Annotated in this window: 29 protein-coding genes, 2 tRNA genes and 2 pseudogenes; 13 read left to right on the top strand and 20 right to left on the bottom strand. The window is 42.3% G+C overall.

Features of this window, described 5'->3' with window-relative positions:
- Positions 1–117: 117 nt before the first annotated feature.
- The gene (locus tag QZ076_RS11850; RefSeq protein ID WP_293713516.1) at positions 118–360 is read left to right on the top strand and encodes a hypothetical protein; all 243 of its coding nucleotides are present in this window, start codon (positions 118–120) and stop codon (positions 358–360) included.
- Between the two features lie 8 nt (positions 361–368).
- On the opposite strand, the gene QZ076_RS11845 is transcribed toward QZ076_RS11850, so the two are convergent.
- The 10 genes and pseudogenes from QZ076_RS11845 to QZ076_RS11800 form a co-directional block, all read right to left on the bottom strand.
- Positions 369–809 (bottom strand): hypothetical protein, encoded by a 441-nt coding sequence (locus QZ076_RS11845; RefSeq protein ID WP_293713515.1) that lies wholly within the window; start codon positions 807–809, stop codon positions 369–371.
- Between the two features lie 381 nt (positions 810–1,190).
- Positions 1,191–1,613, bottom strand: a complete 423-nt coding sequence (locus tag QZ076_RS11840; protein ID WP_293713514.1) for a recombination protein NinG — start codon at positions 1,611–1,613, stop codon at positions 1,191–1,193.
- Positions 1,610–1,948, bottom strand: coding sequence for a DUF1064 domain-containing protein (locus tag QZ076_RS11835; RefSeq protein WP_293713513.1), 339 nt, complete (start codon positions 1,946–1,948; stop codon positions 1,610–1,612). The genes QZ076_RS11840 and QZ076_RS11835 overlap by 4 nt, the downstream gene beginning before the upstream one ends.
- A 216-nt stretch (positions 1,949–2,164) precedes the next feature.
- On the bottom strand, positions 2,165–2,782 hold the full coding sequence (locus tag QZ076_RS11830) for a hypothetical protein (RefSeq protein WP_293713512.1): 618 nt from the start codon (positions 2,780–2,782) through the stop codon (positions 2,165–2,167).
- Positions 2,783–3,083: 301 nt separating this feature from the next.
- Positions 3,084–3,509 (bottom strand): annotated as a pseudogene (locus QZ076_RS11825) (DUF4494 domain-containing protein); the annotation flags it as partial.
- A gap of 11 nt (positions 3,510–3,520) precedes the next feature.
- Positions 3,521–4,726: a PD-(D/E)XK nuclease-like domain-containing protein gene (locus QZ076_RS11820; RefSeq protein ID WP_293713511.1), complete on the bottom strand. Its 1,206-nt coding sequence runs from the start codon at positions 4,724–4,726 to the stop codon at positions 3,521–3,523.
- Positions 4,726–5,118 carry a hypothetical protein gene (locus QZ076_RS11815; RefSeq protein ID WP_293713510.1) on the bottom strand — a complete coding sequence of 131 codons (393 nt, stop codon included), beginning with the start codon at positions 5,116–5,118 and terminating at the stop codon, positions 4,726–4,728. Before QZ076_RS11815 ends, QZ076_RS11820 begins: the two co-directional genes overlap by 1 nt.
- A gap of 143 nt (positions 5,119–5,261) precedes the next feature.
- Entirely contained in the window at positions 5,262–5,555 is a 294-nt protein-coding gene (locus tag QZ076_RS11810) for a hypothetical protein (RefSeq protein ID WP_293713509.1), read from the bottom strand.
- Positions 5,552–5,944 carry a DNA-binding response regulator gene (locus tag QZ076_RS11805; protein ID WP_293713508.1) on the bottom strand — a complete coding sequence of 131 codons (393 nt, stop codon included), beginning with the start codon at positions 5,942–5,944 and terminating at the stop codon, positions 5,552–5,554. Before QZ076_RS11805 ends, QZ076_RS11810 begins: the two co-directional genes overlap by 4 nt.
- A 259-nt stretch (positions 5,945–6,203) precedes the next feature.
- A tRNA-Ser gene (locus QZ076_RS11800) sits at positions 6,204–6,271 on the bottom strand.
- 56 nt (positions 6,272–6,327) lie between these two features.
- Between QZ076_RS11800 and QZ076_RS11795 the strand changes: the two genes are divergently transcribed.
- Positions 6,328–6,588, top strand: a complete 261-nt coding sequence (locus QZ076_RS11795; RefSeq protein ID WP_293713507.1) for a hypothetical protein — start codon at positions 6,328–6,330, stop codon at positions 6,586–6,588.
- Here the strand turns inward: QZ076_RS11795 and QZ076_RS11790 are convergent.
- The 6 genes from QZ076_RS11790 to QZ076_RS11765 form a co-directional block, all read right to left on the bottom strand.
- Positions 6,580–6,680, bottom strand: a tRNA-OTHER gene (locus QZ076_RS11790). The two genes, QZ076_RS11795 and QZ076_RS11790, sit on opposite strands and share 9 nt — an antisense overlap.
- Before the next feature lie 50 nt (positions 6,681–6,730).
- Positions 6,731–6,922, bottom strand: a complete 192-nt coding sequence (locus tag QZ076_RS11785; protein WP_293713506.1) for a hypothetical protein — start codon at positions 6,920–6,922, stop codon at positions 6,731–6,733.
- 4 nt (positions 6,923–6,926) lie between these two features.
- Positions 6,927–7,250, bottom strand: coding sequence for a DUF3820 family protein (locus QZ076_RS11780; protein WP_293713505.1), 324 nt, complete (start codon positions 7,248–7,250; stop codon positions 6,927–6,929).
- 378 nt (positions 7,251–7,628) lie between these two features.
- Entirely contained in the window at positions 7,629–7,961 is a 333-nt protein-coding gene (locus QZ076_RS11775; protein WP_293713504.1) for a hypothetical protein, read from the bottom strand.
- 291 nt (positions 7,962–8,252) lie between these two features.
- Entirely contained in the window at positions 8,253–8,534 is a 282-nt protein-coding gene (locus tag QZ076_RS11770) for an SH3 beta-barrel fold-containing protein (RefSeq protein ID WP_293713503.1), read from the bottom strand.
- Between the two features lie 54 nt (positions 8,535–8,588).
- A complete protein-coding gene (locus QZ076_RS11765; RefSeq protein WP_293713502.1) occupies positions 8,589–8,804 on the bottom strand; it encodes a hypothetical protein in 216 nt (71 codons plus the stop codon).
- Positions 8,805–8,981: 177 nt separating this feature from the next.
- Between QZ076_RS11765 and QZ076_RS11760 the strand changes: the two genes are divergently transcribed.
- From QZ076_RS11760 to QZ076_RS11730, 7 genes and pseudogenes are all read left to right on the top strand, one after another.
- On the top strand, positions 8,982–9,668 hold the full coding sequence (locus tag QZ076_RS11760) for a helix-turn-helix domain-containing protein (RefSeq protein ID WP_293713501.1): 687 nt from the start codon (positions 8,982–8,984) through the stop codon (positions 9,666–9,668).
- Between the two features lie 74 nt (positions 9,669–9,742).
- Positions 9,743–10,780, top strand: a pseudogene (locus tag QZ076_RS11755) (DUF4236 domain-containing protein); the annotation flags it as partial.
- A gap of 493 nt (positions 10,781–11,273) precedes the next feature.
- Positions 11,274–11,873, top strand: coding sequence for a hypothetical protein (locus QZ076_RS11750; protein ID WP_293713500.1), 600 nt, complete (start codon positions 11,274–11,276; stop codon positions 11,871–11,873).
- A 23-nt stretch (positions 11,874–11,896) separates the two neighbouring features.
- Positions 11,897–13,321, top strand: a complete 1,425-nt coding sequence (locus QZ076_RS11745) for an Ig-like domain-containing protein (RefSeq protein ID WP_293713499.1) — start codon at positions 11,897–11,899, stop codon at positions 13,319–13,321.
- A gap of 92 nt (positions 13,322–13,413) precedes the next feature.
- Positions 13,414–13,881: a hypothetical protein gene (locus tag QZ076_RS11740; protein WP_293713498.1), complete on the top strand. Its 468-nt coding sequence runs from the start codon at positions 13,414–13,416 to the stop codon at positions 13,879–13,881.
- Positions 13,882–13,885: 4 nt separating this feature from the next.
- Positions 13,886–14,938, top strand: coding sequence for a serine/threonine-protein kinase (locus tag QZ076_RS11735; RefSeq protein WP_293713497.1), 1,053 nt, complete (start codon positions 13,886–13,888; stop codon positions 14,936–14,938).
- 491 nt (positions 14,939–15,429) lie between these two features.
- Positions 15,430–15,969, top strand: a complete 540-nt coding sequence (locus QZ076_RS11730) for a glutathione peroxidase (protein WP_293713496.1) — start codon at positions 15,430–15,432, stop codon at positions 15,967–15,969.
- A 224-nt stretch (positions 15,970–16,193) separates the two neighbouring features.
- Here QZ076_RS11730 and QZ076_RS11725 read toward each other — a convergent pair whose 3' ends face one another.
- A complete protein-coding gene (locus QZ076_RS11725) occupies positions 16,194–16,469 on the bottom strand; it encodes a hypothetical protein (RefSeq protein WP_293713495.1) in 276 nt (91 codons plus the stop codon).
- Between the two features lie 328 nt (positions 16,470–16,797).
- On the opposite strand from QZ076_RS11725, the gene QZ076_RS11720 reads away from it, so the two are divergent.
- Positions 16,798–17,658: a pyridoxamine kinase gene (locus QZ076_RS11720; RefSeq protein WP_293713494.1), complete on the top strand. Its 861-nt coding sequence runs from the start codon at positions 16,798–16,800 to the stop codon at positions 17,656–17,658.
- Between the two features lie 74 nt (positions 17,659–17,732).
- Complete coding sequence (locus tag QZ076_RS11715; protein WP_293713493.1) at positions 17,733–18,674, top strand: 2-dehydropantoate 2-reductase; 942 nt, start codon at positions 17,733–17,735, stop codon at positions 18,672–18,674.
- Positions 18,675–18,852: 178 nt separating this feature from the next.
- On the opposite strand, the gene QZ076_RS11710 is transcribed toward QZ076_RS11715, so the two are convergent.
- On the bottom strand, positions 18,853–19,830 hold the full coding sequence (locus tag QZ076_RS11710) for a type I phosphomannose isomerase catalytic subunit (protein WP_293713492.1): 978 nt from the start codon (positions 19,828–19,830) through the stop codon (positions 18,853–18,855).
- 21 nt (positions 19,831–19,851) lie between these two features.
- Positions 19,852–21,870 carry an alpha amylase C-terminal domain-containing protein gene (locus QZ076_RS11705; protein ID WP_293713491.1) on the bottom strand — a complete coding sequence of 673 codons (2,019 nt, stop codon included), beginning with the start codon at positions 21,868–21,870 and terminating at the stop codon, positions 19,852–19,854.
- A gap of 100 nt (positions 21,871–21,970) precedes the next feature.
- On the opposite strand from QZ076_RS11705, the gene QZ076_RS11700 reads away from it, so the two are divergent.
- Together QZ076_RS11700 and QZ076_RS11695 are read left to right on the top strand one after the other, a co-directional pair.
- Positions 21,971–24,277, top strand: coding sequence for a cation:proton antiporter (locus QZ076_RS11700; protein ID WP_293713490.1), 2,307 nt, complete (start codon positions 21,971–21,973; stop codon positions 24,275–24,277).
- 464 nt (positions 24,278–24,741) lie between these two features.
- A complete protein-coding gene (locus QZ076_RS11695) occupies positions 24,742–25,245 on the top strand; it encodes an RNA polymerase sigma factor (RefSeq protein WP_293713489.1) in 504 nt (167 codons plus the stop codon).
- Between the two features lie 90 nt (positions 25,246–25,335).
- Here the strand turns inward: QZ076_RS11695 and QZ076_RS11690 are convergent, their stop codons facing one another.
- Entirely contained in the window at positions 25,336–26,391 is a 1,056-nt protein-coding gene (locus QZ076_RS11690; protein WP_293713519.1) for an outer membrane beta-barrel protein, read from the bottom strand.
- Positions 26,392–26,406 lie beyond the last annotated feature (15 nt).

The following is a 26,406-nucleotide window of genomic DNA, read 5'->3' as shown; positions in this document are numbered from 1 at the left end:
TTGTGAACTGCTTGATAGTTCCTGTTTGATTGTACTTTTCATCTATTTTACCGACGCATTCTAATACTTCGTTTATATTTTTCATGCTTCAAATTTTTTAATATATTTGTAACCATTATGGCTGAAATAAATAAATCAAGAACAATTCGTCCTTCCAGTAGACTGGAAACTTCTACATCGTATAAAATCAATGTAGAAAATATATCAGTAAATGATACTCTTGTTGTGACTATTGACCATGAAAGCGAATCTTTTAAAAAGGTTTATCATTTTTCAGGCAAGCAACTTCAAGGACGTAGATCAATCCATTTTAAAATAGATGGTGAGGATATTATTTGGAGTTCTGTGACTCCTGAATAATCCCTTTTTTAATTATTAGTTATCAAAGCCTTAAGTCCTTTAGGGAACTTTCCGCCAGATGTCACAAAATCAGATCGTCTAACCTTTAATGCGCTCCTGAGAGAATCTATCTGTTCTTTAGGTAGTATTTTTTTCAAAGTCCGGTATCTGCCTTTTAAGTCGCAATAATATAGGCATTTCATATCTTCAAAAACCTGACGCTTCAAAGAATAGGAAAGTCCATGTTGCTGAAGGAGATCAATTGCATTTTGTACAGGATTTTTACCATCCATCGACTCGTTCACCGACAACAACCTCTTTTTTATATCGGAAACTTCTATTTCGGTAGAAGATTTCACCTTGAATTTCTCATCGATATTATCACGACCTACAGCGTCAATAATGATTCTTTCCGCTTCCCGCCTGGTGCAACCAATTAGGAATTGTATATCTGCGCTAGTTACTTTCATAATTCAACTATTGTTAAATTCGTGAAGTTTGCACCAATTCGATTTTCCAACAGCGAAACCTCCAGTGCCACACCGGAGATTGGTGTCTTTAAAATACTTCGGATCCCACTCAAGAGGTTTCTTCTCGAATGTAAAATTTACGCAGTTACTACAACAAGGAGCATCTTTTCTAAATCCCTGTTTTTCTTTGTTTTCACTTTGCTTGCTCATGTTATTTTTTAATGTTGTATTTGACTATATCGACAATGAAAAGACTACACTTTCTAATTCCAGTAGACCGGTTAATTTTCAGGATAGAACAGGCGCAAATAAAATTAATCACATGCCCTGCGTGCTTACAGTATCGACAGTTAGGCTTTATATCAATGTTTTGCGGCGATATCATAGGCCTTTCTCTTTTCTTATTCGTTTTACTTCAGCCTTGTAATAGGTTATCTTTTCTTGATAATCAGCAGTAGTCCATTTCTCTGATGATCGCTTTGTGGCTTCTAGTTCTTCCAGAACCTTAACACCATGCTTCTCAATAATAGCCCGTTTGTATTTATCAAGATTTCCACGGAGACCAATATTACATGATGAACACTGCGGGTTACAGTTCCTATCATCGTATCTTGCTCCGATATGACGGCGATCGATATAGTGCCCGTTCTGAATCGCTTGCCAACGCCACATGGAGCCGCAGGTGATGCAGCGGCAAAATCCGTTATCATTCGCATCCCGAAGGCGGATGTACTCCGAGAATATCTGATCCAGTCTTTGTTGTAAGATAGGGATCGTGAGTCGTTTAGGTTTTACTTCGTTCATTTTTCTCTGATTTTTACCCCATGCACCTGAAGCATGAGTTTTCGTTTAATAATGTAGACTGGATTCGCACGGGTGATAGGTGATTTTACATCTTCAACGATGAAAGATTCGTTTTCGACGTAGGTAAAATCTGCAATGTAAAAGCAGGCTTGTTCAATGCATTTCTTTTTACCGTTTACTATCTCATATTGAGAGGGGATTAATTCAAAGCGAACTTGTTCTTGTAACCCAGAGATATGTCCGGCTCTCTGTAATAGTCTCAGTTCGTCAGCCCGATGCTTTTCTTTCTTACTGTCGTAACCGGATGTCTTTTGGCTATGATATTTACTTACCATCTTCTGTTGCTTCTTTGGTTTATTAAACACAGGCCTATGTAAATAACAGCCATGACCGCCAGGATAGGTACCAGAATAGAAAGAACGGATACGCACCCGTCAATGAATTTTAGAATATTCATATAGATTGGATTTATGTTAGGAAGAAAAGTCGATTGGTGGGCGGATAAGTAATCAAACTACACCGCCCCGGCATTTATGTGTAAGCAAGTCGTATCACGACGATTGTCTTTCGTGTTCGTAAGGTATCCCGACAATTTCGGCTAATTCACAGACTAAATCTATAGCATCAATATTACATTCATCATTCTGTGCAGCATGTTCAGCCGAATGGCAATGATGTTCTACCATCCACTTGTATACGGAGCTACAAACCCGATCTTGTTGCTCTTTTGTGTAGCCATGCTCCGATAAAGGTTTTATGTCTTTAATATCAATAACAATGCCGCGACAAAATAATTCACAATCTTCATCAATATTAAATGTCGCATGTGGAATATCAGAGGTAATAAGCCATGAAGCTTCCAACTCCTTAGGGCACCATACAGCGTGAACCATGTTAGATTCTTTTCCCGCAAGAGAATTAATGAAACCTATATTTCTTACATTCATTTCAATAACTTCAATGCCATTCCCTTGTCTGTCAAGTCTGAAGCTTTTTCCGTCCCATCCTCCGTACTGGTCACTTGCTTCGCCTGCAAAAATAACACCGTCGTCAGAGTAGCCAAATATGGCTATTAGACCACTCTCTTTTGCCAGCTTTTCTTCATCTGGGGAGATCTCATTTCCGTACTCTCTACCATTTAGCAGGCAGGCTAATTCTTCTTTTGTCATTTTACACCTCCAATTCTTCAATTAATAATTGTCCACATCCCATAAACCAAATCTGTGCTGCCGGGGATCGTTGCAGCAAGGCCATCTCAATAGCGGCTTCTTTGTACCGGCTATTGTCATATCCTGCTTTCTGCCTGATAAAAGACTGCGTTCGCGTTATTAGGTCTGCGTCTCCAGTCTTCGGATCTCGGATAATTATACTTTTCGCTTCCAGCATTCTATCCTCAATAGATTTATTATCATCAACGATCGCTTTCTCTATCTCCATTTTGCTCAGATCGTCAGCTCGTTTGCCGACTTCGGCATTAAATGGGAAAACGTCCATAATCTGAGTGTCCGTTACCGATGCGATCGTGTAGTCGGCCATAGTACCTTTCATTCCTTCTTCCAGAACGGCAATAGCTTCTTTCAGCGTACATGCCTGTGCTAGCATTTGTGCTGCTGTTTTCTTTTCTGCACCACTCTTTTCATCAAGCGTGATAAAGTATACTTTAATTTTATAGAAACGGTCGCCATTTTCATTGAAGAACAACTCTGAAAGACGTGCGCGTTTAATGTCTGTAACAGTAAATTCACCGGAAATGAACGGGCGTATTTCTTCGATGATACGTGCTTCTGCTTCCGTGAAGGAGAGAGCATCGACCAGGTAAGGTTCTGTTACTTTCTTTTGCATTCCATTCTCCAGTATTTTTTCAAAGGAGACTTTACATTCAAACCAACTGTGCATATTATTTACATTTAATCGTTAATATCTACCGGGTGAAGCTCTTTTGTATTCCATTCCGGTTGCTTCATTGCTATCAGTCCACGGTTCCCAGCTTCTGCATAAGCATCATAACCGGGATATTTACCCGTCTCTAGACAGTCGGATACGGTTTGTAGAGCTTGATGGTATTTGTATTTACCTATTTCAATATCTTCTCCATCCCATACAAGAGCAGCAACACCATACGGAGGTATTGTCTGTACCATGATCGTAATCACGCAATTAAAATCTCTTCTGGTTACTGCACTAGCAATCTCGCAATACATACCCTCAGATAGTTCGTAATTGAGTTTTGCCGATTGGTAAGTGAAATGACCTATACTTTCTGCGCGAGTACTTTTAACAGAAATAATCGTATTTGCACCAATATTTTCTTCAAATTGCATGGCATCCGGCCGGATGCGTTGGCGAAGATTATAGACAGGATCTTCGTAGTAGATAGAGGTTTCACGCTTACTACGTTTTAGCAATTCCGGGAACAAGCCATCTCCATATCGCCGATAATTAAAATAGACTATATCAATTATCAGTTTGTCGGTTTCAGATACAGAGGAAAAACCGGATGAAACTTTTAGGGCTGCGTAATACTGTCGAAGACCATCCATTTTATCTAAATCAAAACCGGCTTTTATTATCGTTTCTTTGACTTCTTCACTCGTGGAAACCTCGTCTTCTTCGGCTTCATACAATTTATCTTCCCAGAAAGCAATCAATGATTTTACACCGTCTTTTGTGTTTAGCTTATATCCCGGTTCAATCACTACCCGTTCAAATTTGCGAGGTTCAAGAATTGCTTGATGAATAAATTCGCCTAAAACAAAGTAGCTTTTTGTTTTTTCGTAAGCTTCTAGCTGATCTTTCCATCCACTGTTCAGTTGATAGAAAAGATGAAGAGGGGATTTAATTGCCTCTTTCAAGGCTCCGGAATTAATATAATCTTTAGCCGCCAGATATTTCGACATATCTTCTTTAATCACAAATCCATTTCTACGCAAAGAGTCAGAGTATATATGCACTGCATTTTCGCGTGTAGAAAGAAACGAGGCTATTAGATCCGGTGTAGCGTATTCGTTCAATGGACGGGTATAATCAATGCTCTTCATTACATTTCCGACCTCTGAGAAAGAAGAGAGGGATTGAAAATTCAATCCCTCTGCCAAATAACTAAGATCTTCCATTACCCCAAAATTGAAACATCAAAAAGCATGGTACTCCCTTCTACTGTTTTGTTTGCTTTTTTTCCCTTATACATTATCATAAGAGGAGTTTGTTCCGGTAAAGGTCTTATCGCATCAACCAACACTTTTTGGCCTGATAGAAACACTTCCGATGGTGTAACAAATACGCCACATGCTATAGCTTCCCCCTGATCATTAGGAATATCTTTGATTCCCATATAATAACAACGAACAGGCTTATCTTTTAGTGCAGCCCAATCATCCGCGGATCGGTATTTTGTAGTAAGACTGAACTTACTATCCATTGATTCTAATTTACCAATCTGCTCAGTGTTAGGGATGAATAATGTTACCTGTTGTCCAGCAACCTGATTTAATACATTTGATTCCATAATTCTTAATTATAAAGTAAATACTAAGATTTTGCTAGTCTCCGGGAATCGAACCCGGCCCAGTCTCGCTTGACAAGGAGAAAACATTCAGACCACCCCGGACAATCCGGTTAAGCAACTTATTAATAAACAGCCTTCACAGGTTAGTTAAATTCATTCTCTTTCAGCCATGACTCGAAGTCATCACGGTTGATAATTACGTTTCGTCCTTTCTTCACACAACGTAGTGAACCATTCTTAAGAGCGTTGGCCACCTTTCGGCGGGAACCAGCTTCACGTTCTGCCTCTGATCGGTTCATTGTTGGTTTAAGGACACCGATCGTCCTGAGAGTGGTACGAACCGTTTCTGTGATAAGTCTTTTTGATTTACTCTCTGCGTATTGTTCTGCAATATCCAATACCTCTAAAGGAGAGTACATTCTGTTTTCTAATGTCATGCTACTAATGGTATATCGCGCCCTCTCACCCTGGTTCGGGATCGGGCAACAAGTTCTACATTTACATTCGATCGTGTCCGGATTCTTTGCCGGCGCATTTCAAAGTGACTATCCAGGATCAGGATAAGAAGAAGACAACAAGCGACTGCCGACCGTGCAACTGGCGAAAAGTCAAAGGTCAACCGGATACCGGATAACCGTTCGGCCAATTTCAAAGCCAACTCCCTCCCATTCCGGACACCTAAAATTAAGAATGCCGTTTGAAGCTGATTATTTATAGTGCTTACAGCTCTTTTCTTTAGACCGGCAATCTCTTTCTTCTCATACCCTGCTGCGTACATTTGTGCGGTAATATCGCATTCAGGTGTTAGTTCGGTGAATACTTCCATAATCGTGTGTGTATTGAGAATTAGAGGTTCCTTACGACCAAAACCTTCCCTTTCTTGGTTCTGCCATCTATGCTAAACATAAGATCGTCAGGATTACAAGCCCCTCTTGCTCTTGCCGTTGTATTAGCTGTGGTTACAACTCGGCAAATCTTCACATACTGACTAGCCGGGAACTCTGCCTTTTTACCAGGTTTAAGAGATTCAATCTTCAATCTTTCTTCACTTTTTCTCATAGGATTATTGTATTTCAAATTAGATGTGGACGGTGCCGGAATCGAACCGGCATCACACAGGCCTGTGCCTGCTAACCAATTACACCAACCGACCATTTGCACGTCTTTCCGTGCTGCCATCGGTGTTGCACCCGAACCACTCGATCACCCATGAGCTTACGCTGGGGTATGCCTAAACATACATCTCTGTCTTTCCAGAGTGCCAACATCATGAACCGCCATGTCGTCACCGTCACCTGCCACATGATTTTGTGGAAATCCACCTCGATAAATACTCTTTGGACTCATTTCGGATTTACCATACCCTTTTTATCTACTACTCCATCGGCTTTCCTATCTTCAGACAGACCCGACACCCGTCCTCGATTCGGATGGAGTGGTGCGTTCATTGATACAAGACTGTGGTGGTAGCAGGATTCGAACCTGCACGGGTTATCATCCCTATGTGTCATTGCTGATGACTGCGACATTCATATTACGTCTACCAATTCCGCCATACCACCGTTTGCCGGGACTTTCACCCGGCTGCTTTTCACGCTAAACACAAAACGAATTAAACAACTTCGAAAAGGGCTTTTATAACCGATATTTTCTTTTCAGCCAATATCCTACCCGTTTCTTCTCGATTTTTCCAATCCCGATAGAGTTCAAGGTCTTTTTTCGCACCTTCAAGTTCTTTATTCAGAGACGACACCAATTCAATTAGTTCGTCTTTTGTCATTTCTTCAATGCCTTTAGTTTCCATGTATTCAATATTTATTATTACCTGATTGCCTAATCTCTTCTTTTAGAGTGTCCATGTTATCATTAATGTAAGCCTGGACTTCTGCATTACATTTGTTGTTATCGTAAAGCCACATTAGATATGTAGCTGGAACATTTGCCATTTTTTCGCCTTTATATTTTCCCCATGGCATCGGAGAATTATCATCAAGTCCCATCTTTATTTCTTTAGCCAATATGTACAATTTTAAACCGTCCTCCCTTTCAAACGTTTCAATCAAATGAGTTCTGTTATTCAAACTTTTTCGAATCGATTCAATATCTCTGCCGAAAACAGGTATGTACTTCATGTTTTTTATGTTATGAACATTGTAAATAAACCGAACATCCGTCAGTGCTGACACAATTAACAGAGAATTGCGTCCAAGAATTTTCCCAGCATTTTGTTCCAGGCGCGACTTGTACAGCTACATCAATCCTTCCTACGTGAGAATCCCTTAATTCTTCAAGTTGTGCTATAAGCTCATCAAGACTCATATCTTTCATACTTCAATTATTTTTTTAATGGTAATTACCAATTCGTATAGCAAACCCTACACACCGAAACCGATCCAATAAAGAATAGGATGTGAAAGGGATTATAGAAGATGCCGACAAAGCATATCACAGCGAACAAAGCCATCACAACACAGATTACAGCCTGGATCGGTGATTCAAACTGTATTGAGTCAATTATCTTTTTCATAAGCCAGCTGTTTTAAAATGTCCTTCAATGATTTATTGTCACGCTGCATCTTTTTGATTTCGTCTAAAGCCTTCAGTTCTTTCAGTCGTTTGAGTGAATAAATCTTCTGACTACGACTGTTGGTTCCGGCTCTTCTCCAAGTAAGAGCACCTATCGCGCACTGGTGAGCAAGCCACTTTCTACCGTATTTCAGTTTTATTGCTTGTGACTCAGAAACCTCGTCAGACGTTGGATCGTTAGATACAATATATTCGCTTACTGTCTCTCTAGCGGTAACGCGAATAATCTCTAGTAATTGATGAATATCTATTTCCATAAGCGTTAGTTTTATTTGCGCCCGGCAACCGATCCGATCGGCAACATCACGCATTATGCCGGGCTATATCATAAAGTAGCATTCGATAGACCGCTAACGAACCGGGACAAGTCAACCGGATATCACGGACACGATAATAATACCCAATGCTACCAACCTTATTACCTTCATTAATAAGTTAGATTAAATCCTTTCGTTTCAACCCCATTTCTGCGGGTACTAAGGTGTAAGCAAGTGAAAGAACTAACAGAGTGAATGTGCCGGATATTCACTACGCCGGCACACCCGGCCTTAATAGGCAGTTATGAAGTTTTCTACTTTGAATGATCTGAATCCGTTCGCATCTACATCGAAGTATCGAACCGTCTTGAAGTTTTCTGATCCAGTCCCTTTGATAAGGTTCTGAACGTCTTTGAGAGTACCTTTAGCCTTGCGAAGTGATCCGTCTGCCTTCTCGTAAGCAAAGGTTACAACGCCCTTGTGCATCTGTCTTGTTAAGCGGTACAAAGCCCAAGTGCGAGAAAGACATACTGCGAATGCTTTACCGGTAGCTGTCATTAGCTCGTAAGCCATGCAAAATATTTTGTGTCTGAAATTCGTTTTCATAATCGTGTGTGTGTTTATGTGTTAGTAATCGTATTCGGGTTCGTAAATCTCAGGGGTGAGATATTCAACTTCTTTTTCGAGAGCTTCTATATCTTCAGAGATGCTTTTCACGATCTCAGACTTGCTATCTACATTATATATATAGCAGGCTTTTTCGTCTGTCATTGCTTCAATCTCTGCAAGTTCTGCTTTCGAACTATTGAGTTCTGCAAGTGCTGTTTCATAATTTCGTGCCATAACCGTGAATTTTAATGCGTTTATACTATATGACAATTGGATAAAAATGGCTTTCTTTGTGGGGTCATTAAATATCTAATTGTTTGATGATGCAAATATACTACAATATTACAGCATTACAATCAACAATAATGCAATATTGATGTATTTAATATTATTTAACTACAATATTAAAGCATGGCTATTTCGGAAAACAACTCGGATCGGATTAACTTGGCTCTTAACTTACTGAAAGAAACAAAGTTATCAAATTATGCAATCGCAAAGGATACGCATATTTCGCAAAGTACACTAGGTAACTATAAAAATGGGAAGACTAGTCCGACTCCTGCAAACGCCGAAATATTACTGCAATATTTTAGTAAAGAAGAAGAACCTAGTATTAATAAAACGGTTGAAGCAATTCCTTTAGCCCTTGATCACATTATATACGTGCCATTAGTAAATCAATATGCACATGCCGGTTATTTATGCGGCTATGCAGACGCAGAATACATAGAATCTTTACCTAAAATACCTTTTATTATAGACCAGGAAGCAAAAGGACATTATATTGCTTTTGAGGTGAAAGGTGACAGTATGGATGATGGAACTGACGAAGCCTACAAAGAGGGCGATCGTCTATTATGTAGGGAAATACAAAGAAATTTGTGGAGAGATTCAAAGTTGCATATTAGAAAATGGGATTTTGTTATTGTTCATAAGGAAGGTGTCCTCGTAAAGAGAATTGTCGATCACGATGTTGAGAATTGCACCATCACGATACACTCCTTGAATAGTTTCTATCCTGACCGCGTTTTGCATTTAGCTGATGTACGACAAATATTCAATGTAATCGAGATGAGTCGTCCAAGAAGGAGGTAAGATTAAATCATCTAATATACTAGTTATTAATATCTCTAATACTAATTATCATGGGCATTTTCTTTAGAAAAAGCGTCAAAATAGCTCCTGGAGTAAGGTTGAACTTTGGGAAGAGAGGAACTAGCGTTTCCATCGGGTCGCGTGGTGCTAAAGTCAACTTTAGTAAGAAGGGAACTTATCTCAATACGAGTATTCCTGGTACTGGGATTTATATGAGAGAAAAGATATCAGGGAGTAAAGCTAATCAAAGATATGTGTCAAACAAACAATCCGATATAGAGGCTATCAACAAAAACCCTTTACGTTTTAGTATTATCTTCATTTGCTTGTTATTAGCCGTTGCTGTACCGGTAGTAGGTGGAGGCTCTTGGTGGTTTTTCCCAGGTTTCTTTATTGGTGGAATTATTCTTGGTTGTCTTATACCATCTAAAAAAGAGGATAGTTTAGAAAACAACATACCTCCATCAACACTGATAAACAAACCTCTAGATATATTAAAAGAAGAAGTAGCAAATAAACTTGAAGAACCAATTAATCCCCCATCTAATATAGACCCCTTGTTTAAGTTGGCGGCAAGATTAGTTGTTGCGGAGCAGAAAGGCTCAACCTCCCTTATTCAACGTAAATTTGAAATTGGTTATAATCGAGCTGGATATTTGATGGATCAACTTGAAGCTGTTGGTGTTGTGGGATCAACCGAGGGAAATAGAGCAAGATTGGTACTTATCAAGACAGAATACGATCTTGAAATGCTATTAAGCAGCATTAACTACAATGAAGACATTGTATTAAGAAAAAGCTATATTGAAAATGAAGCACATGATAAATTAAATATGCCTTCAATAGATCAGCCATTAGAAAAAGAGCATTTTTCCGTTGGTCATGCTGACGTAAGCAGACTTGATCCATTATTCGAAGAAGCTGCTCGATTAATCGTTATCCAGCAACAAGGTTCAACATCGCTTATCCAACGTAAGTTTGCGATTGGTTATAATCGTGCTGGGCGATTGATGGATCAGTTAGAAGCCACTGGTATTGTCAGTCCTTTCGAGGGGAGCAAGGCAAGAGAAGTTCTTATAAAGAATGAACATGATCTTGAAAATATATTGAACCGTATTGATATTGTTGAATGCGAAAACAAAGAAAATGAATTTGACAGTTCTGCTGTAGATCAAGCTATCATAGATACCGAAAACTCCTCTCGATTAATTCATATCGGTCAATCTTTAGAAAAAGAAGGAATGATAGATGAAGCAATAGCTGTTTATGAAAAGAGTATTTTATCTAAGTTACCAGCGACAATACCCTACGATCGTTTAATGGTTCTCTATCGTAAAAAGAAGGATTATGTAAATGAAATCCGGATAATTAAAGACGCCATATCTGTTTTCATGGCTGAAAACGAAAGAAGGGCCGGACGTGTAATTGAAGGTGATTCGTCTCTCTATAACGAAGTCATGCAAGCTTTAGAAACAAATGAAAGTATCAGATACGATGATGGGAAATGGGCGTTTGTTCAATACAATGTCATGGATTATATAACAAGACTCGAAAAGGCTAAAAAGTTAAACGAAAAATCAAAGAAACAAACTAAATCAGAGATAAATGAATAAATTTTTACTACTATTCGCAGTTTCAATCGTATTTACTAGCTGTGATAACGCCGATTCATCTAACGGATCAGGAGACAAAACCCTTTTATTAGAGAAAAAGAAAATCGAATGTTCATTTGAAGAATATTCAGACCGTGTCTTTGTAAAGACAAACGTAGACTTCGACCTAGACACAGAGAATTACTGTTCTTGGATTGATTACAAATCAAGAGAAGATTCTGTATTTATAGATATAGATAAGAATTGGTCTACAGATGCACGGTCATGTAATCTTATTCTTACCAATGACTTGTATAACCTTTCTGACACCTTAACTGTCTTACAAGAAGGCTATAAATCGAATGGGAATAGTGGAGGTTCCTCGGATAATGGAGGTAACTCTAGTGGAGGTAATGACAATAACGGTTCTGGCAATAATAATTCCAATGGAAACAATTCGGGAAGCAACGGCTCAAACAATGGTAATTCAGGTGGAAATATTAACAATGGAGGTTCTTCTGTTTCACGCCAATGCGCAGCTTATACAAAAAAAGGAAAACGCTGTAAAAGGACGGCTTCAAAAGGTAGTATCTACTGTTGGCAACACAAATAAAAACAAACTAAATAAAGAATAAAATGAAAAAAGAATTTTTAGCCATTATCATGTTGGCTATGTTGTTTGCCTGTAAAAATGAAGAGAAAACAAAAGTCACAGCCATTCAGCTAGATAAGACAGAACTAACCTTAAAAATTGGAGAAGAATACACATTCAAGGTAAATCAGATACCAGAAAACGCTTCAACTCCGACATATATTTGGCGTGCAGATAAATTGTCATCTTCTCCATATGACGGGGAGGTTGTATTTGTATCCCAGGATGGACACATTACAGCGATTTATGAAGGCGAGACAGTATTAACAGTAGAAGCTTTCTATCCCGATGAAAGTTCTGACATTAAAGCCACATGTAAAATAATAGTTAAGCCAGTCAACGCAGAAAGTATAAAACTAAACAAAAATAATATAACCTTAGATATACACGAGTCAGAAGGTCTCTATTATACAATCACTCCAGAAAACACCACACATAAAGAGGTTGAATGGAAGTCTGATAACCCAAAAGTTGTAAACGTTGACAATACAGGCTTTATCCAACCTCTTTCATCTGGTAGCGCAAATATTATAGTAAAAATTAAAAATACAGAAATAAGTGATACATGCAATATTATAGTCAATCCAATTAAAGTCGAAGCAATAGGGCTAAATCACTCCGCATTAGACATTCAAGTAGGCGATAGCGTCTTGCTTATTGCATCATTTCTACCAGATAATGCAACTAATAAAAATATCACATGGTCTTCATCCAATGAAAATATAGCAATTGTTAATCAAAAAGGAAAGGTTATTACAAATACTCCTGGAGAATGTTATATAATCGCCACATCTGAAGATGGGGAACATGAAGCAAAATGTCATCTAATTGTAAAAGATATTCCTTTATCATATATAAAATTAGGAGATTATTCTTATTATATTGAAATTGGTTCTGAAATCAATATTCCTATAAGCTTCTATCCAGAAAATGCGACCAACAAAAAAGTCACATGGACATCTTCTAACCCCAATAGTGTATTTATTGATCAAAATGGTAATGCAAAAGGTATATATCTAGGTTCATCACAAATCACAGTGACTGCAGATGCGGGTATTTCTACATCATGTAGAGTTGATGTATGGGATTTCTGGATGTTTATTGATGAATTTTTTCCATCTTCTTCACTAATAATTAATGGTGCAAATTTATCCGGAACTCTATATGTTGGATTAAAAAATAATAGTACTAAAACTATTGATATAAAAAGTATGAGAATTATGGATATGAATACTTACAAAGATGTAGATAAAATAACAGAATCAAGCAGTTTTGGACTACTTAGACCTGGCGAACATACTAGTATCAAATGTACTCTGAATAATGTATATGATCCTATGTTTATATGGGTATATGACTGTGATGGAAAAGAGCATGATAAAAGATTTCAATATAGAGGGAACAATTAAATCTTTCTCTGCAAACTGTTAAAATCATCCTGATTTGAAACCAATTTGAACTATTGAATAAACTAAATAAAAAAAACTAAAATGTAAATGAGATGAAAAACACTTCTATCGGCATTAGGGTAAAACCTGATTGCGTAATATATTCTATCATTAGAGAAAATGATAATGATAATGAGGTATTAATAGTAGACAAGGTTAATGTTCCTGTAGCCCTAGAAATTCCAGAACAACTAAAGTTTATCCGATGCACTTTATTAGATATAATATATGAAAATCAAGTCAATAAAGCATGTATTCGCATAGCTGAAACTACAGCTCAAAAAATATCTATTGAAAGAGTGAATATAGAAGCTATTATTCAAGAGTTATTTGCTAGTTCCAGCATTGAAAAGTATTACATTGGACAAATATCAAATATATCCGCAAAGCTTGGCATGGCTAGAGAAAACTTCAAAAAGATTATTGACAGCAAGGAATGCGATTTCATTAAAGATTGGAATAATTTCAATAAGGAAGAAAAAGAATCATTATTAGCCTCATTGAGTGCACTAAACATTTAATATCATGAAAAACTGTAAAGTTAGATTAGATTTTACTGAATTAAAAGAGATAGGACAAGAGGGACGTAATTCCAAGGTATTCTTGGCTCATGATAATCAATTAGATGGAGAAATAGTAGTCAAAGAAATAGCCAAAAATCCATCAATGCATCATGATGAGTATTTCAAAGAAGCCCGTTTATTATATGCTCATAATCATAACAACATCGTAAAAGTTAATTATGCTTGTGAAGATGATGATAATATATATGTAGCTATGCCTTTTTATAAGAACGGGTCACTGAAAAAAAGGATTTCAAATGGGAATTATTTAACTGTTAGAGAAGCTGTCCGGTATTCGATACAGTTTTTATCAGGATTAAATCATATCCATTCCAAAGGGTTAATACATTTTGACATCAAACCTGACAATATATTGATATCAGACTCCAATGAAGCTATGTTGTCTGATTTTGGATTAGCTTTATATACTAACGTATATGGTTTTTGTAAATCAAAAGCCGCCTACACTCCACATGTAACACCTGAACAACTATATGACTTACAGCAAACAATAAAAAATGATATATATCAGGCTGGAGTAACTATGTATAGGATGGTAAATGGGAATGAACTTCTTTACCAACAGATTCCAAATACTGGAGATGATTTAAAAACGGGTCAGATGTTAGCAGAAGCAATTGTTAAAGGCAAATTCCCTGACAGAAAATTATATCTACCGCATGTTCCTAAAAAGTTCAAGAAGATAATCAAAAAATGTATAGAGCCAGATCCAAATGATAGATATGACAATACGCTTCAAATAATAAATGAATTAGCTTCCATTGATGAAAATCTAGATATAAGATATGGCAGAGATGCGAGTTGTGAATTTTGGGAAGCTCCTAAAAACGGATATATGTACAAAGTCTGTTTAAATTCAAAAGCTGATAAATTTGATATTAAAGTTTATAAAACTAAAGATGGCAAAACAACAAATTGTACTAGCCAATGTTCTAATAACATAGATAAAACACAAGTAATATCAAAATTAGAGACTATCTTTGCATCACTATGAACAAAAAAGTAGTAAATAAAGCTACGACTCGTGAACAACGTCTTTATCAGAAAGACAAGGATCGAGTAACTGAATATTATAGCAACATCTTCAAAGAAGACATGAAAGCTCCAGATATTCAACTTAATCTTCATGGTTATACAAATCTCAAAAAGTAATAATTCAAGCCTGGAATTTTCCTGGCTTGTTTCCATTATAATCACCCTGATTTGAAACTAATTTGAAAATCATAAAATATTCAGCTGTAACATCCTGTTTATTAACATGATGCAAATTGACCACTAATGACTCTTAATCATTGGGTCGAGGGTTCGAGCCCCTCCCAGGTCACAAAAGAGAAAAGGAGAATAGCATTTATCGGTAAAACGGTGAATGCTGTTTTTGTTTGCTACCCAACGTAACCTTTCCTTCCGCTTAATTCAAATTGTGCCCATGTAATCCAACTTTTAGATTGATTTGTTGTTATATTAATATAACTAAAGGACATTTTTATGAAAACATTCATTATAACTCTAATTGCAATAATAATGACAACAACAATCAACGCACAGCAGAAAAGTTTTTATGACTTCACTGTGAAAACAATCGACGGAAAGGATTTCCCACTTTCCTCTTTAAAAGGGAAGAAAGTATTAGTTGTCAATGTAGCTTCCAAATGTGGCTTCACTCCACAATATGCCAAACTTGAAGAATTATACACCAAATATGAGAAAGATAACTTCATAATAATCGGCTTTCCCGCCAATAACTTCCTCGGACAGGAACCCGGCAGCAACGAAGATATCAAAAAGTTCTGCACATTGAATTACGGAGTCACATTCCCCATGATGGCGAAAATATCCGTTAAAGGAAAGGACATCGCCCCCCTTTACCAGTGGCTCACGCAAAAAAATGAAAACGGTGTAGCCAACGCCAAAGTAGGCTGGAACTTCCACAAATTCCTAATCGATGAAAACGGTAACTGGGTCGCCTCCTACGGCTCGACAACAGATCCGCTATCCGAAAAGATTGTCGACTGGATTGTAGAGTAAGTTATAGAAGTATATTTGCGTTTAAAAACGCAATGTTTTGCTATGCAGGTGGCAGAACTTTTTGCTTATGGTGACCACAAACAAAAGCCGCCCTATTCTCACGAACAGAGCGGTTGTTTGCCCTCTAAAGGGCTTGGGATACAACGTTATTAGATATGAGGATTAACGTTATAGAGTAAAAAGTATGATTTCACCAATTACATTCAAAAAAACGATTCTCACATTTAATTTTTCCAATCTACAATAAAATCTGTTCCCGGTTTGTTACCCTTTTTCGGGGTATCCATTTCAGCGGGAACTTCCCAGTCCGTTATAAAACCACCCGTATAATCCGGCTTGTAACTCGCCTCCTGGTCATCTTTTTTACCTTTGGCAGAGTCTTCACAAGCCCACTCTGGTGAAACACCACGTTTCCGTTTGCCGGAAACCAATACTGATCTTTGTACTCTTTCGCCCCAGCCCGATAGCGGTGGAAAGAATTCGGTTTTAGTAAAAATCATCTCAACTATAATCATTTTTTAAACATTACTCAGCATGGCTGATAACAATCTCAAAAACTTTGATGTAAAGATATCTCCCTGAAACCACTATTTTACTACCATCTTCAACTATTTCAGTTACGATATTTATAAAAGCAGGCCTACTCCGCTGCAAAATCCTCCCAAAAAGACAAAACGACTCCCCGAACCTAAAATTTACTCATTTCATAACAATCTCGTTTTAATATTGCTGAAAACTGCCTATTTTTGGTCACTGGGAAAAACAACCCCAAGCGGCTTCCAACATTTCCCGCACACCCGTTGTTCTATTGATATAAAAATAAATAGTATGAAGAATAAGACACACCAGAAAAGAGTTGCAGCTATACACGACATTTCCGGTTTCGGAAAATGCTCACTGACAGTAGCCTTACCTATTTTATCAGCCGCTGGCATTGAAACATCAGCACTCCCCACAGCTGTCCTCTCCACCCATACCGGAGGGATCAGCGGATATACCTACCGGGATCTTACCGACGACATGCGCCCGATCATGCAACACTGGAAATCGCTCGACATCAAATTCGACGCCATCTATACCGGCTTCCTCGGATCGTTCGAGCAACAAGATATCGTAAAGGAGTTCTTTGATATGTTCAGGACAGACGATAACCTCATCCTGGTCGACCCCGTGATGGGCGACAACGGTGAACTGTATACCATCTTCACCCGCGAGTTCGCCGCCGGAATGAGGTCGGTTTGCGAGAAAGCCGATATCATCGTACCTAACCTGACGGAGGCGGCCCTGCTGCTCGACGAGCCGTTCAACGGTGGTCCTTATACCCACGCCTACATCGAGAACACGCTGCGTAAGTTAGCTGATCTCGGGCCCAAACGGGTAGTACTGACCGGCGTCTTCTTCAAGGAGGACGAACTCGGCGCCGCCACCTACGACCGCGAAACAGACATGATCGAGTACGTTTTCACCCGTAAGATACCCGGCTATTACCACGGTACGGGCGACGTCTTCGCCAGCGCCCTACTTTCGGGTCTGGAAAACGGTTTCAGCCTCACCGAATCGGCTGCTATCGCCGTAAATTTCACGGCGGAAAGTATCCGGCGCACCTATGAAGCCAAGACGGACTACCGCTTCGGTGTTAATTTTGAACAAAGTTTCCCCGACTTTCTAAAAGAACTCAAACTCGTATAAAAGGTTTCGAATTTATTTTTCATCTTTGTGCTCCCATATAATGATTATAAACGTGAAAATCCCTGGATAACGATATGAGTAAAACTAAAATAGCGATCTCCGGTATAGGAGCTGTCGGCGGATATTACGGAGGTTCGCTGGCTGCTTATTACGAAAACTCCGATGAGGTGGACGTTTTCTTTATTGCCCGTGGCGAAAACCTGAAGGCCATCCGCGAAAACGGGTTACAGATCAAGAAGTCGTACCGCCGGATAACCGCCCGTCCGGCACTGGCAACCGACAATCCAGCTGAGATCGGTCCGGTAGATTACCTGCTGTGCTGCACCAAGAGCTACGACCTGGAGGACAACATCCGCCACCTGAGTCCCGTGATCGGACCCGACACCGTGGTAGTGCCCCTGCTCAACGGAGCCGACATCACGGAACGGATACAACAATTACTGCCCAACAACTGTATCTGGAAAGGCTGCGTTTATATCGGTGCGCGGCTGGTTGAACCCGGACGGGTGGAGAAATTCACGCTAAAGGACCGGCTTTTCTTCGGCGACAACGGGGGAGACCGCGCCAAACAGGAGGAGTTCCGCTCCTTACTGCACAACGCCCGCATCCTGGTGACCAACCCGGCCGACATAGACATCGAGATCTGGAAGAAATTCTTTATGATCTCCACCGCCGCCACCATCACCTCTTATTTCAACGAGCCGATAAACGACGTGATCGAGAAGCATAACGATTTCTTTATCACGCTGGGGTATGAATTGAAAAGCATAGCCGAGACCAAAGGGATAGAGTTGCCGGACGACATCGTATTCACGTCAATCCAGTCGCAGAAGATGATGCCGAATGGTTCGACCACCTCCATGCACAGCGACTTCCGCCGCGGAGGGCCTACAGAGATTGAGACACTGACAGGCTACGTCGTACGCGAAGCCGAGAAGGCAGGCCTGCGGGTTCCCACCTACCAGTTCATGTACAAAGGGCTGACGCGGTTCCCTTATCCGGGCAGAAACAGTTGACGTATCTGCAAACAGGCCTACGGCATATATAATAAAGTAAAGGGACTGAAGCTATCCAATCCGGTTGTTCCGGACGATAAGCTTCAGTCCCTTTTCTATTTTCTATCCCCTCCGGTCAGTCCCGGAAGATCGGTATGCCGCCTTTTCGTAGATCGGGCGGCAACCGGTAAGGACGGGATCAGTCCCCGATATACGTTTCCATGAACTTCGCGCCCGGTGCCGGGGAGATCGTAACGACCTGGGTATCGGCGGGCATGAGCACGGTCTGTCCTTGATGGACGAATATCTCGTTGCCTTTGTTGTCGCGAATGGAAGCCTTACCACTCATGCAGATGTAGACGACGAAGGAGTCGAGCTCGGAGAAGTCACGCACCATCATCGTGTCGAGATCCAGCAGGTTGGTGGTGAAGTACTTGCAGTCGGCCAGTTCGACCGTCGCGTTGGTATGGCCCTTGTAGTGTGTACGGTAGTCGGGCAGCAAGGTATAGTCTATCGCATCCTTAGCCAGTTCGGTGTGCAGTTCGCGTCCGTTGCCGTTAGCGTCCTTGCGGTCGTAGTCGTAGATGCGGTAGGTGATGTTGCTGGTCTGCTGTATCTCGGCGATGAAGCAGCCGGCACCGATTGCGTGAACACGTCCGGCGGGCAGGAAGAAAACGTCACCTGGCACTACTTCATAACGTTGCAAAACGTCCATGATAGTGTTATTTTCCACCCGTTTCACGTACTCGTCGGCATCGATCTGCTGAGAGAAACCGGAATAGAGGGCGGCACCTTTGGCTGCATTTATCACATACCACATTTCAGTCTTGCCGAAGGAATTATGACGTTTGCGGGCCAGTTGGTCATCGGGGTGTACCTGGATAGACAAGTCATCACGGGCGTCGATGAACTTGATTAACAGAGGGAATGTCTCGCCGAACTGCTCAATCACTTTCTCTCCGACCAACTGTTTTCCATAGGTACGGATCAGTTCGTCAAGGTTTTTGCCGGCCAGCTCACCGTTTTCCACCACCGAAAAATTACCGTCTACGTGCGAAAGTTCCCAACTCTCACCGATTCCTTCTTCAACCGGTGTGATGCCCTTGAACGGACAGATGTCTGAGCCTCCCCAAAGGATCTTCTTGAGGATAGGCTTGAATGTCATCGGATATAACATAATGTGTTTTTGTTTAATAAATTACTTCTTTACTTTTACTTTTCTCAATACAACAGCACTGCGTGCGGGAATGTAAAGTTTAAGCCATTCTTTTTTCTCTTTTTTATACAATGGGTCAAATTGTGTAAAATGATGTATGGAGTCGTCGGACAAACCGAAGCCACCGAAGCGGGTAGCATCCGTGTTGAGTACCACTTCATACTCACCTACGGGTACGAGGAAGCCATAGTCGGTATACGACTTCGACGGGCTGAAGTTGAACACGAACACGAGGTCTTTACGCATATAGGCCAGGATCTGGTCGCCGTCGCTGTCCCACACCTTCTGTATCGGGGTAGACTGGAAGTTCTTCACGCTGCGGATCAACTCGATCATTTCGCGGTCGAAGTCGCCCAGATAGTGGTACTTCAAATCCATGTTGTCTACGAGCTCCCACTGGCGGCGAGCGTATTTATGCGACCATCCGTTGCCTTCGCGCGGGAAATCGATCCACTCGGGATGCCCGAACTCGTTGCCCATAAAGTTGAGGTAGCCGCCATTAATGGTCGAAGCCGTCACGAGACGTATCATCTTATGAAGCGCGACACCGCGTTCGACCACGAAGTTATGGTCGTCCTTCTGCATGTGCCAATACATTTCCGCATCTATCAGACGGAAAATGATTGTTTTATCTCCTACCAAAGCCTGGTCGTGGCTTTCGGCGTAACTGATTGTCTTTTCGTCGGCGCGGCGGTTGGTCGTCTCCCACCAGATGGAGGAAGGATGCCAGTCCTCGTCTTTCTTTTCCTTAATGGTCTTGATCCAGTAGTCGGGGATGTTCATGGCCATACGGTAGTCGAAGCCATAACCCCCGTCTTCATATTTGGCCGCCAGACCAGGCATGCCGCTTACTTCCTCGGCGATGGTGATGGCGTTTTTGTTGACCTCATGGATCAGTTTGTTGGCAAGTGTCAGGTAAGCGATAGCGTCGCCGTCCTGATGTCCGTTGAAGTAATCGGCGTAGTTGCAGAATGCTTCACCGAGACCATGGCTATAATAGAGCATCGAGGTGACACCGTCGAAGCGGAAACCGTCAAACTTGTACTCCTCAAGCCAGAACTTACAGTTGGAAAGGAGGAAGTGCAGCACTTCATTCTTGCCATAGTCGAAGCAAAGCGAGTCCCAAGCCGGATGTTCGCGGCGCGAACCGCTGAGGAAATACTGGTTGTAGGAACCGTCGAAACGGCCGAGGCCTTCCACTTCGTTCTTCACTGCGTGGCTGTGAACGATATCCATGATGACGGCAATTCCCATGCCGTGTGCGTCGTCTATCAACTGCTTCAGCTCTTCGGGCGTGCCAAAGCGCGACGAGGCGGCGAAGAAACTGCTCACATGGTAGCCGAAAGAGCCATAATAAGGATGTTCTTGGATGGCCATGATCTGGATGGCGTTGTAGCCTTCGTGGGCGATACGGGGCAGAATGTTACGGCGGAACTCATCGTACGAGCCGACTTTCTCCTCGTTGGTAGACATACCGATATGACATTCGTAGATCAACAGCGGGGCGGTATTGGGTTTGAACCGTTTGTTTTTGAAAGTATACGGCGTAGCTGGATTCCAAACCTGCGCACTGAATATCTTGGTGGTGTCGTCCTGTACAACACGGCGTATCCATGCCGGGATGCGTTCGCCGCTTCCTCCGTCCCACTCTACGAGCAGTTTGAAGAGGTCTTCGTGGTGGAGCATATCTTCTCCGAGAGCTATTTCCCAGACGCCGTATCCTTGGCGTTTCATGCTATACCGTTCTTCTTTTTTCCAATCGTTAAACGTACCGATCAGATATATAGCAGTGGCATTCGGGGCCCATTCGCGGAACACCCAGCCTTTGTTGGTCTTGTGCAGGCCGAAGTACAGATAGCCAGAAGCCATTTCCGACAGGGTTTGTTTTCCTTTGTTAGTCAGGCTCTTTTCCTTTTCTATCACGTATTGATACCTTCCTTCTATCGCCTCCTTATAAGGGGCAAGCCAAGGGTCATTCTTTATTAGATTCAGCGACTCCATGATTATTTGAGATTGGTTTAGCGCAAAGATAAAAGAAAAAAACATACCGTATTGATATTACGAGGATATTTCTTAATTTTGCATCAAACCCATGCAATATATGAGTAGAGGAACAAAGAGTATCGCTTTTTACCTGGTGATGATCGTTGTATTCGGTTCGCTGATGTACTTCATCGCCAAGGAAGGAGAAAGCCAGCAGCTTGAAAGCGCCATCACATCGGCCTATGACGCCCCGAAAGACCTGGGGGAAGGTTTCACCGTTTTTTGGGAACTGATGACTCACCATATACAGTCGCCCATCGGCATCCTGCTCTTACAGATCATCACGATCCTGTTGACATGTCGCTTGTTCGGGTGGTTGTTCCAGAAGATAGGGCAGCCTACGGTGATCGGCGAGATCGTGGCCGGTATCGTGCTCGGGCCTTCGGTATTGGGGCATCTGTCACCCGAAGTTTCGGGGTTCCTCTTCCCTATTGAGTCGCTGGCCAACATCACGATCCTTAGCCAGTTCGGGCTAATCCTCTTTATGTTTGCCATCGGGATGGAACTGGATATCACCGAGGTACGAAAAAAGCTGAAGGAGACGATCCTTATAAGTCATACGAGTACCATTGTCCCTTTCTTCTGCGGGATGCTTACTGCCTACTTCGTCTACGACACCTACGCTGATAAAAGCACGCCTTTCCTATCCTTTGCCCTGTTTGTGGGTATCGCCATGAGTATCACCGCCTTTCCTGTGTTGGCACGTATCATACAGGAGAAGGGGTTGACGCGTACGCATCTGGGGACGATCTCGCTCGCCAGCGCGGCCAACGGTGACATCACGGCCTGGTGTTTGCTGGCGGTCGTGATAGCCATCGCGCAGGCGGGGTCGATGCTGAGTGCGATCTACAACATACTCTTCTCGATGATTTACATTGCCTTCATGTTCCTTGCCGTCCGTCCGTTCCTGAAAATGGTGGGACATATCTATCATAATAAAGAAGTGATCGACAAGGGTTTAGTGGCTTTTATGTTCCTCCTGTTGATTATCTCGGCTTACCTAACGGAAATGCTGGGATTACATGCGTTGTTCGGCGCGTTCATCGCGGGGGTAGTGATGCCGAGTAACGTGAAGTTCCGCAAGATCATGACCGAGAAGGTGGAAGACGTCTCGCTGGCATTGTTCCTGCCCTTGTTTTTTGTCTCGACGGGGTTGCGCACAGAAATCGGGCTATTGAACAGTCCGGAGCTGTGGTGGATGTGCGGGGTGTTCATACTCGTTGCCATCATCGGTAAGTTCGGCGGGGCGATGTTTTCCGCCCGTTTCGTCGGGGAGAGCTGGAAAGACAGCCTCTACATCGGAGCGTTAATGAATACGCGCGGGTTGATGGAGCTAGTGGTGCTCACCATCGGCTACGAAATGAAGATACTTCCGCCCTCGATTTTCGTGATGTTGGTGTTGATGACGCTCGTAACAACCTTCATGACCATCCCGCTGGTATCGTTCATAAAGTTCTGCTTCCAGACGCGGGAGAAGATCAAAGAGTACAAGGCGGTGGACGTGGCGGACGGAACTTTCAAGGTCTTGCTCTCGTTCGGACGTGCCGCCAACGGACAGATCATGCTGGACGTGGCCTACCAGATGTTTGCGCACCGCCGTCACCAGGTAGACCTTACGGCGCTCCACCTCACCGTCGGCTCGGATGTGAACCCGCTTCACACCGACAACTTCGAGGAAGTGAGCTTCGGCCCGATCCTTTACGGGGCAAAGAAGCTGGGAGTGAACATCGAAACGCGCTACGAGGTGTCGAACAACGCAGGTCAAGACATCACCGACATCGTCAACACTGAGGGTTTCGACTTCCTCCTCGTCGGCTCGGGCATATCCATGAGCAACCAGCCGGACGACATCGAGGCGAACCGTTACCGCACCTCTTTCTACAACAAGTACTTCAAACGTTTCAAAGCGCCCGAATCGTGGTTCTACCCCGGTGCGCTGCTTAAGGATAAGACGAAGATGTTCATCGGCAAGAGTAATTGCGACGTGGGCGTGTTTGTAAACCGTGGCTTCGTGAAAGCGAGCAACGTGATCGTGGTGATCGACTCCGAGCGCGACCTCTTCCTTCTGGATTATACTTCGACCTTGCTCAAGACGACGCACGGCTCGGTAGGCATCCTCGACCGCAGCAGCTCGACCACGCCGGGCAGCGAAAAAATACAACATGCCATCCACCAGTTCACGGAATCGGTCAAGCAGGCTTCCCTCATCGCCGACAAGGATATGAGTGCGGCCACTTTCAACGGCTACAACTTCATGCTCATCAGCTACGAAAGCTGGAACGACGTCTCCGAACATCGCCGCGAAGCTTTGCAGAAAATGCCGTCCACCTTGATACTCAACCATAAGGAACGAGGGGAGGAATGATGATAGGCTGACAACATCGAAAGCAACAGAAAAAATAAAAAAGACGGAAGGGCGCATGCTATCGGGGAAAAAGGTGCGGGCTCCCGGAAAAAGATATTCGCTACACCTAGCGAGAATCTGCATACCCTTATTTTGAACGCCGGATACAAGGTCTCCCACCCCTCCTCCTCCCCTCAAACGGAAACCCCGAAAACCGCCCACTAAAAGCGTGCAAAATCGCTTGATTATCATAGCAATTGAAAATAATGACGCAATACTTGCAAATATTGTAATTTACAAGTACAAAACTTGTATATTCCGTTCAATCTCAAGCGGTTTTAGCATACAAATATTAATAGTAAGCCTATATCATTAATATTAGCAAAAGAATTAGTTTTTTATAAAGTATAAGTTTATTTTTGCATTGTATTAGTTGTTGAATTACAACTATTAACCGACTTATAAACATTCAAAAAATTAAAATTATGAATGGAATACAATTTCAACAAAAATTATTGAGCTTACAAGAGAATATGATGAATTTCGCTCTTATGCTCACTGCAAACAGGGACGATGCCCAGGATTTACTGCAAGATACAGCACTTAAAGTTTTAGATAATCAGGATAAATTCGTTGACAACGTTAATTTCAAGGGTTGGGTTCTGACCGTTATGCGTAATATTTTCATCAATAACTACCATAAGGTAGTACGCGTACAAACGGTAGTAGACTCTAGCGTAGACCTCTACAACCTGGACGTGGTTAACGACTCCGGTTTCGACTCGCCCGACAAGGCGTACAACATCCAGGAGATCACCAAGGTAATCAACGCCCTGAACGACGACCTGAAGATGCCGTTCTCCATGTTCGTCAGCGGTTACAAGTACAACGAGATAGCCGACAAGCTTAATCTCCCGCTCGGAACAGTCAAAAGCCGTATCTTCTTCGCCCGTCAGGAGCTCCAGAAGAAGTTGCAGGATTTCAGATGATCGAGAGGTAACAAATAAAAAAGGACCGTAGAGGTTTTCTCTACGGTCCTTTTTTTATGGGGATTTACCAATATCAATATCAGAATTTCATCAATTCAGTTTGAACCTAAGCCCGAGCTTAACCCCGAACGACATAACCTTCACTTTGTCAGTCACATTCGAGTTCAGAATGCCGTTGTACGGAATACCTTGTCCGACGATCTTATTCCCTTCCGGATGATAAGACGCTGGGGTCGACAACAATCCCTGATCCTTCTTCTTTTTCATGTTGGTGAAGCCGTAGTCGATATAGCCGCCCAGCAGCAGATCGGTGTCCTCGCCCAGGGCAACCATGAAACCCATTTCGGCCGTTCCGACTACGCCTAATTTCAACTTATTCTTGTCGCTCCAGTCGAGTTCCTTACCCGGGTCGCTGATCGTGCCGAACCCGTGATGAGGCACGGGCGACTCAGATGGCGAACCCACGTCCGAAGGGATATGTGGATAGTAACCCGATATGTTCAATTCGCTCGCCGCGTTACCCTGCACCTTGTATTTGCTTTGGACAGGAATTTGAAGCTTCACACCCAGGCCGGCGTACAATCCCCAGTTTTCCTCTTCCCCGAAATGCGTCTGGTACATCGCCATCAGCGGGATATCCAACAGGAAAGCGGTCTGTTTCTCTTCCAGGCTTTTCAGGCGGACACGCAGCTCGAAGTCGCGCGGATGGCCCGAGAAGTCGTCGTCGTCGGTCATTGTACCCAGTTTCATGTATTTATCATCCGACATATCTCCCCTCAAACGACCTACTGTGGCGTAACGGGAGATTCCTACCCCTGTGGTAACCCCCCAGTGAGGATTGAAGAAATAGCTGTAACGGATATCAACTTCATAACCGAGCTTGCTGTCCCGGTTGCCTTTTTCCTGGAAACCTTCAATCCGATAGTCCAGGTCATAACGGAAGGAAGAAGAGCCCACACCGCCCGAGACGGTGAGGTAAGACGTTTTCGTACGCGTCGTGTCGCGCTGCTCCTGGCGGTACTCACGCTGCTGTTGGTGGCTGTACTGGCCGTATTCCCTGCCCCCCGTTCCCTGCTGGGCGGAAACGGTGGTGGACAGGATGCCGGCGGCAAACAATAGAATGGTTTTATTTATCTTGGAAATCATTGTTGTCATATCTGT

Origin of the sequence: uncultured Parabacteroides sp. (genome assembly GCF_905196875.1) — a bacterium.
In the GTDB taxonomy this organism is placed as follows: Bacteria; Bacteroidota; Bacteroidia; order Bacteroidales; family Tannerellaceae; genus Parabacteroides.
This window is presented reverse-complemented; position numbering and strand designations above follow the sequence as displayed.

Bases quoted from the DNA above. Each gene is read 5' to 3' on its own strand.
- QZ076_RS11850 (WP_293713516.1), top strand. From the start codon at position 118: ATGGCTGAAATAAATAAATCAAGAACAATTCGTCCTTCCAGTAGACTG.
- QZ076_RS11845 (WP_293713515.1), bottom strand. From the start codon at position 809: ATGAAAGTAACTAGCGCAGATATACAATTCCTAATTGGTTGCACCAGG.
- QZ076_RS11840 (WP_293713514.1), bottom strand. From the start codon at position 1,613: ATGAACGAAGTAAAACCTAAACGACTCACGATCCCTATCTTACAACAA.
- QZ076_RS11835 (WP_293713513.1), bottom strand. From the start codon at position 1,948: ATGGTAAGTAAATATCATAGCCAAAAGACATCCGGTTACGACAGTAAG.
- QZ076_RS11830 (WP_293713512.1), bottom strand. From the start codon at position 2,782: ATGACAAAAGAAGAATTAGCCTGCCTGCTAAATGGTAGAGAGTACGGA.
- QZ076_RS11820 (WP_293713511.1), bottom strand. From the start codon at position 4,726: ATGGAAGATCTTAGTTATTTGGCAGAGGGATTGAATTTTCAATCCCTC.
- QZ076_RS11815 (WP_293713510.1), bottom strand. From the start codon at position 5,118: ATGGAATCAAATGTATTAAATCAGGTTGCTGGACAACAGGTAACATTA.
- QZ076_RS11810 (WP_293713509.1), bottom strand. From the start codon at position 5,555: ATGACATTAGAAAACAGAATGTACTCTCCTTTAGAGGTATTGGATATT.
- QZ076_RS11805 (WP_293713508.1), bottom strand. From the start codon at position 5,944: ATGGAAGTATTCACCGAACTAACACCTGAATGCGATATTACCGCACAA.
- QZ076_RS11795 (WP_293713507.1), top strand. From the start codon at position 6,328: ATGAGCTTACGCTGGGGTATGCCTAAACATACATCTCTGTCTTTCCAG.
- QZ076_RS11785 (WP_293713506.1), bottom strand. From the start codon at position 6,922: ATGGAAACTAAAGGCATTGAAGAAATGACAAAAGACGAACTAATTGAA.
- QZ076_RS11780 (WP_293713505.1), bottom strand. From the start codon at position 7,250: ATGAAGTACATACCTGTTTTCGGCAGAGATATTGAATCGATTCGAAAA.
- QZ076_RS11775 (WP_293713504.1), bottom strand. From the start codon at position 7,961: ATGGAAATAGATATTCATCAATTACTAGAGATTATTCGCGTTACCGCT.
- QZ076_RS11770 (WP_293713503.1), bottom strand. From the start codon at position 8,534: ATGGCTTACGAGCTAATGACAGCTACCGGTAAAGCATTCGCAGTATGT.
- QZ076_RS11765 (WP_293713502.1), bottom strand. From the start codon at position 8,804: ATGGCACGAAATTATGAAACAGCACTTGCAGAACTCAATAGTTCGAAA.
- QZ076_RS11760 (WP_293713501.1), top strand. From the start codon at position 8,982: ATGGCTATTTCGGAAAACAACTCGGATCGGATTAACTTGGCTCTTAAC.
- QZ076_RS11750 (WP_293713500.1), top strand. From the start codon at position 11,274: ATGAATAAATTTTTACTACTATTCGCAGTTTCAATCGTATTTACTAGC.
- QZ076_RS11745 (WP_293713499.1), top strand. From the start codon at position 11,897: ATGAAAAAAGAATTTTTAGCCATTATCATGTTGGCTATGTTGTTTGCC.
- QZ076_RS11740 (WP_293713498.1), top strand. From the start codon at position 13,414: ATGAAAAACACTTCTATCGGCATTAGGGTAAAACCTGATTGCGTAATA.
- QZ076_RS11735 (WP_293713497.1), top strand. From the start codon at position 13,886: ATGAAAAACTGTAAAGTTAGATTAGATTTTACTGAATTAAAAGAGATA.
- QZ076_RS11730 (WP_293713496.1), top strand. From the start codon at position 15,430: ATGAAAACATTCATTATAACTCTAATTGCAATAATAATGACAACAACA.
- QZ076_RS11725 (WP_293713495.1), bottom strand. From the start codon at position 16,469: ATGATTTTTACTAAAACCGAATTCTTTCCACCGCTATCGGGCTGGGGC.
- QZ076_RS11720 (WP_293713494.1), top strand. From the start codon at position 16,798: ATGAAGAATAAGACACACCAGAAAAGAGTTGCAGCTATACACGACATT.
- QZ076_RS11715 (WP_293713493.1), top strand. From the start codon at position 17,733: ATGAGTAAAACTAAAATAGCGATCTCCGGTATAGGAGCTGTCGGCGGA.
- QZ076_RS11710 (WP_293713492.1), bottom strand. From the start codon at position 19,830: ATGTTATATCCGATGACATTCAAGCCTATCCTCAAGAAGATCCTTTGG.
- QZ076_RS11705 (WP_293713491.1), bottom strand. From the start codon at position 21,870: ATGGAGTCGCTGAATCTAATAAAGAATGACCCTTGGCTTGCCCCTTAT.
- QZ076_RS11700 (WP_293713490.1), top strand. From the start codon at position 21,971: ATGAGTAGAGGAACAAAGAGTATCGCTTTTTACCTGGTGATGATCGTT.
- QZ076_RS11695 (WP_293713489.1), top strand. From the start codon at position 24,742: ATGAATGGAATACAATTTCAACAAAAATTATTGAGCTTACAAGAGAAT.
- QZ076_RS11690 (WP_293713519.1), bottom strand. From the start codon at position 26,391: ATGATTTCCAAGATAAATAAAACCATTCTATTGTTTGCCGCCGGCATC.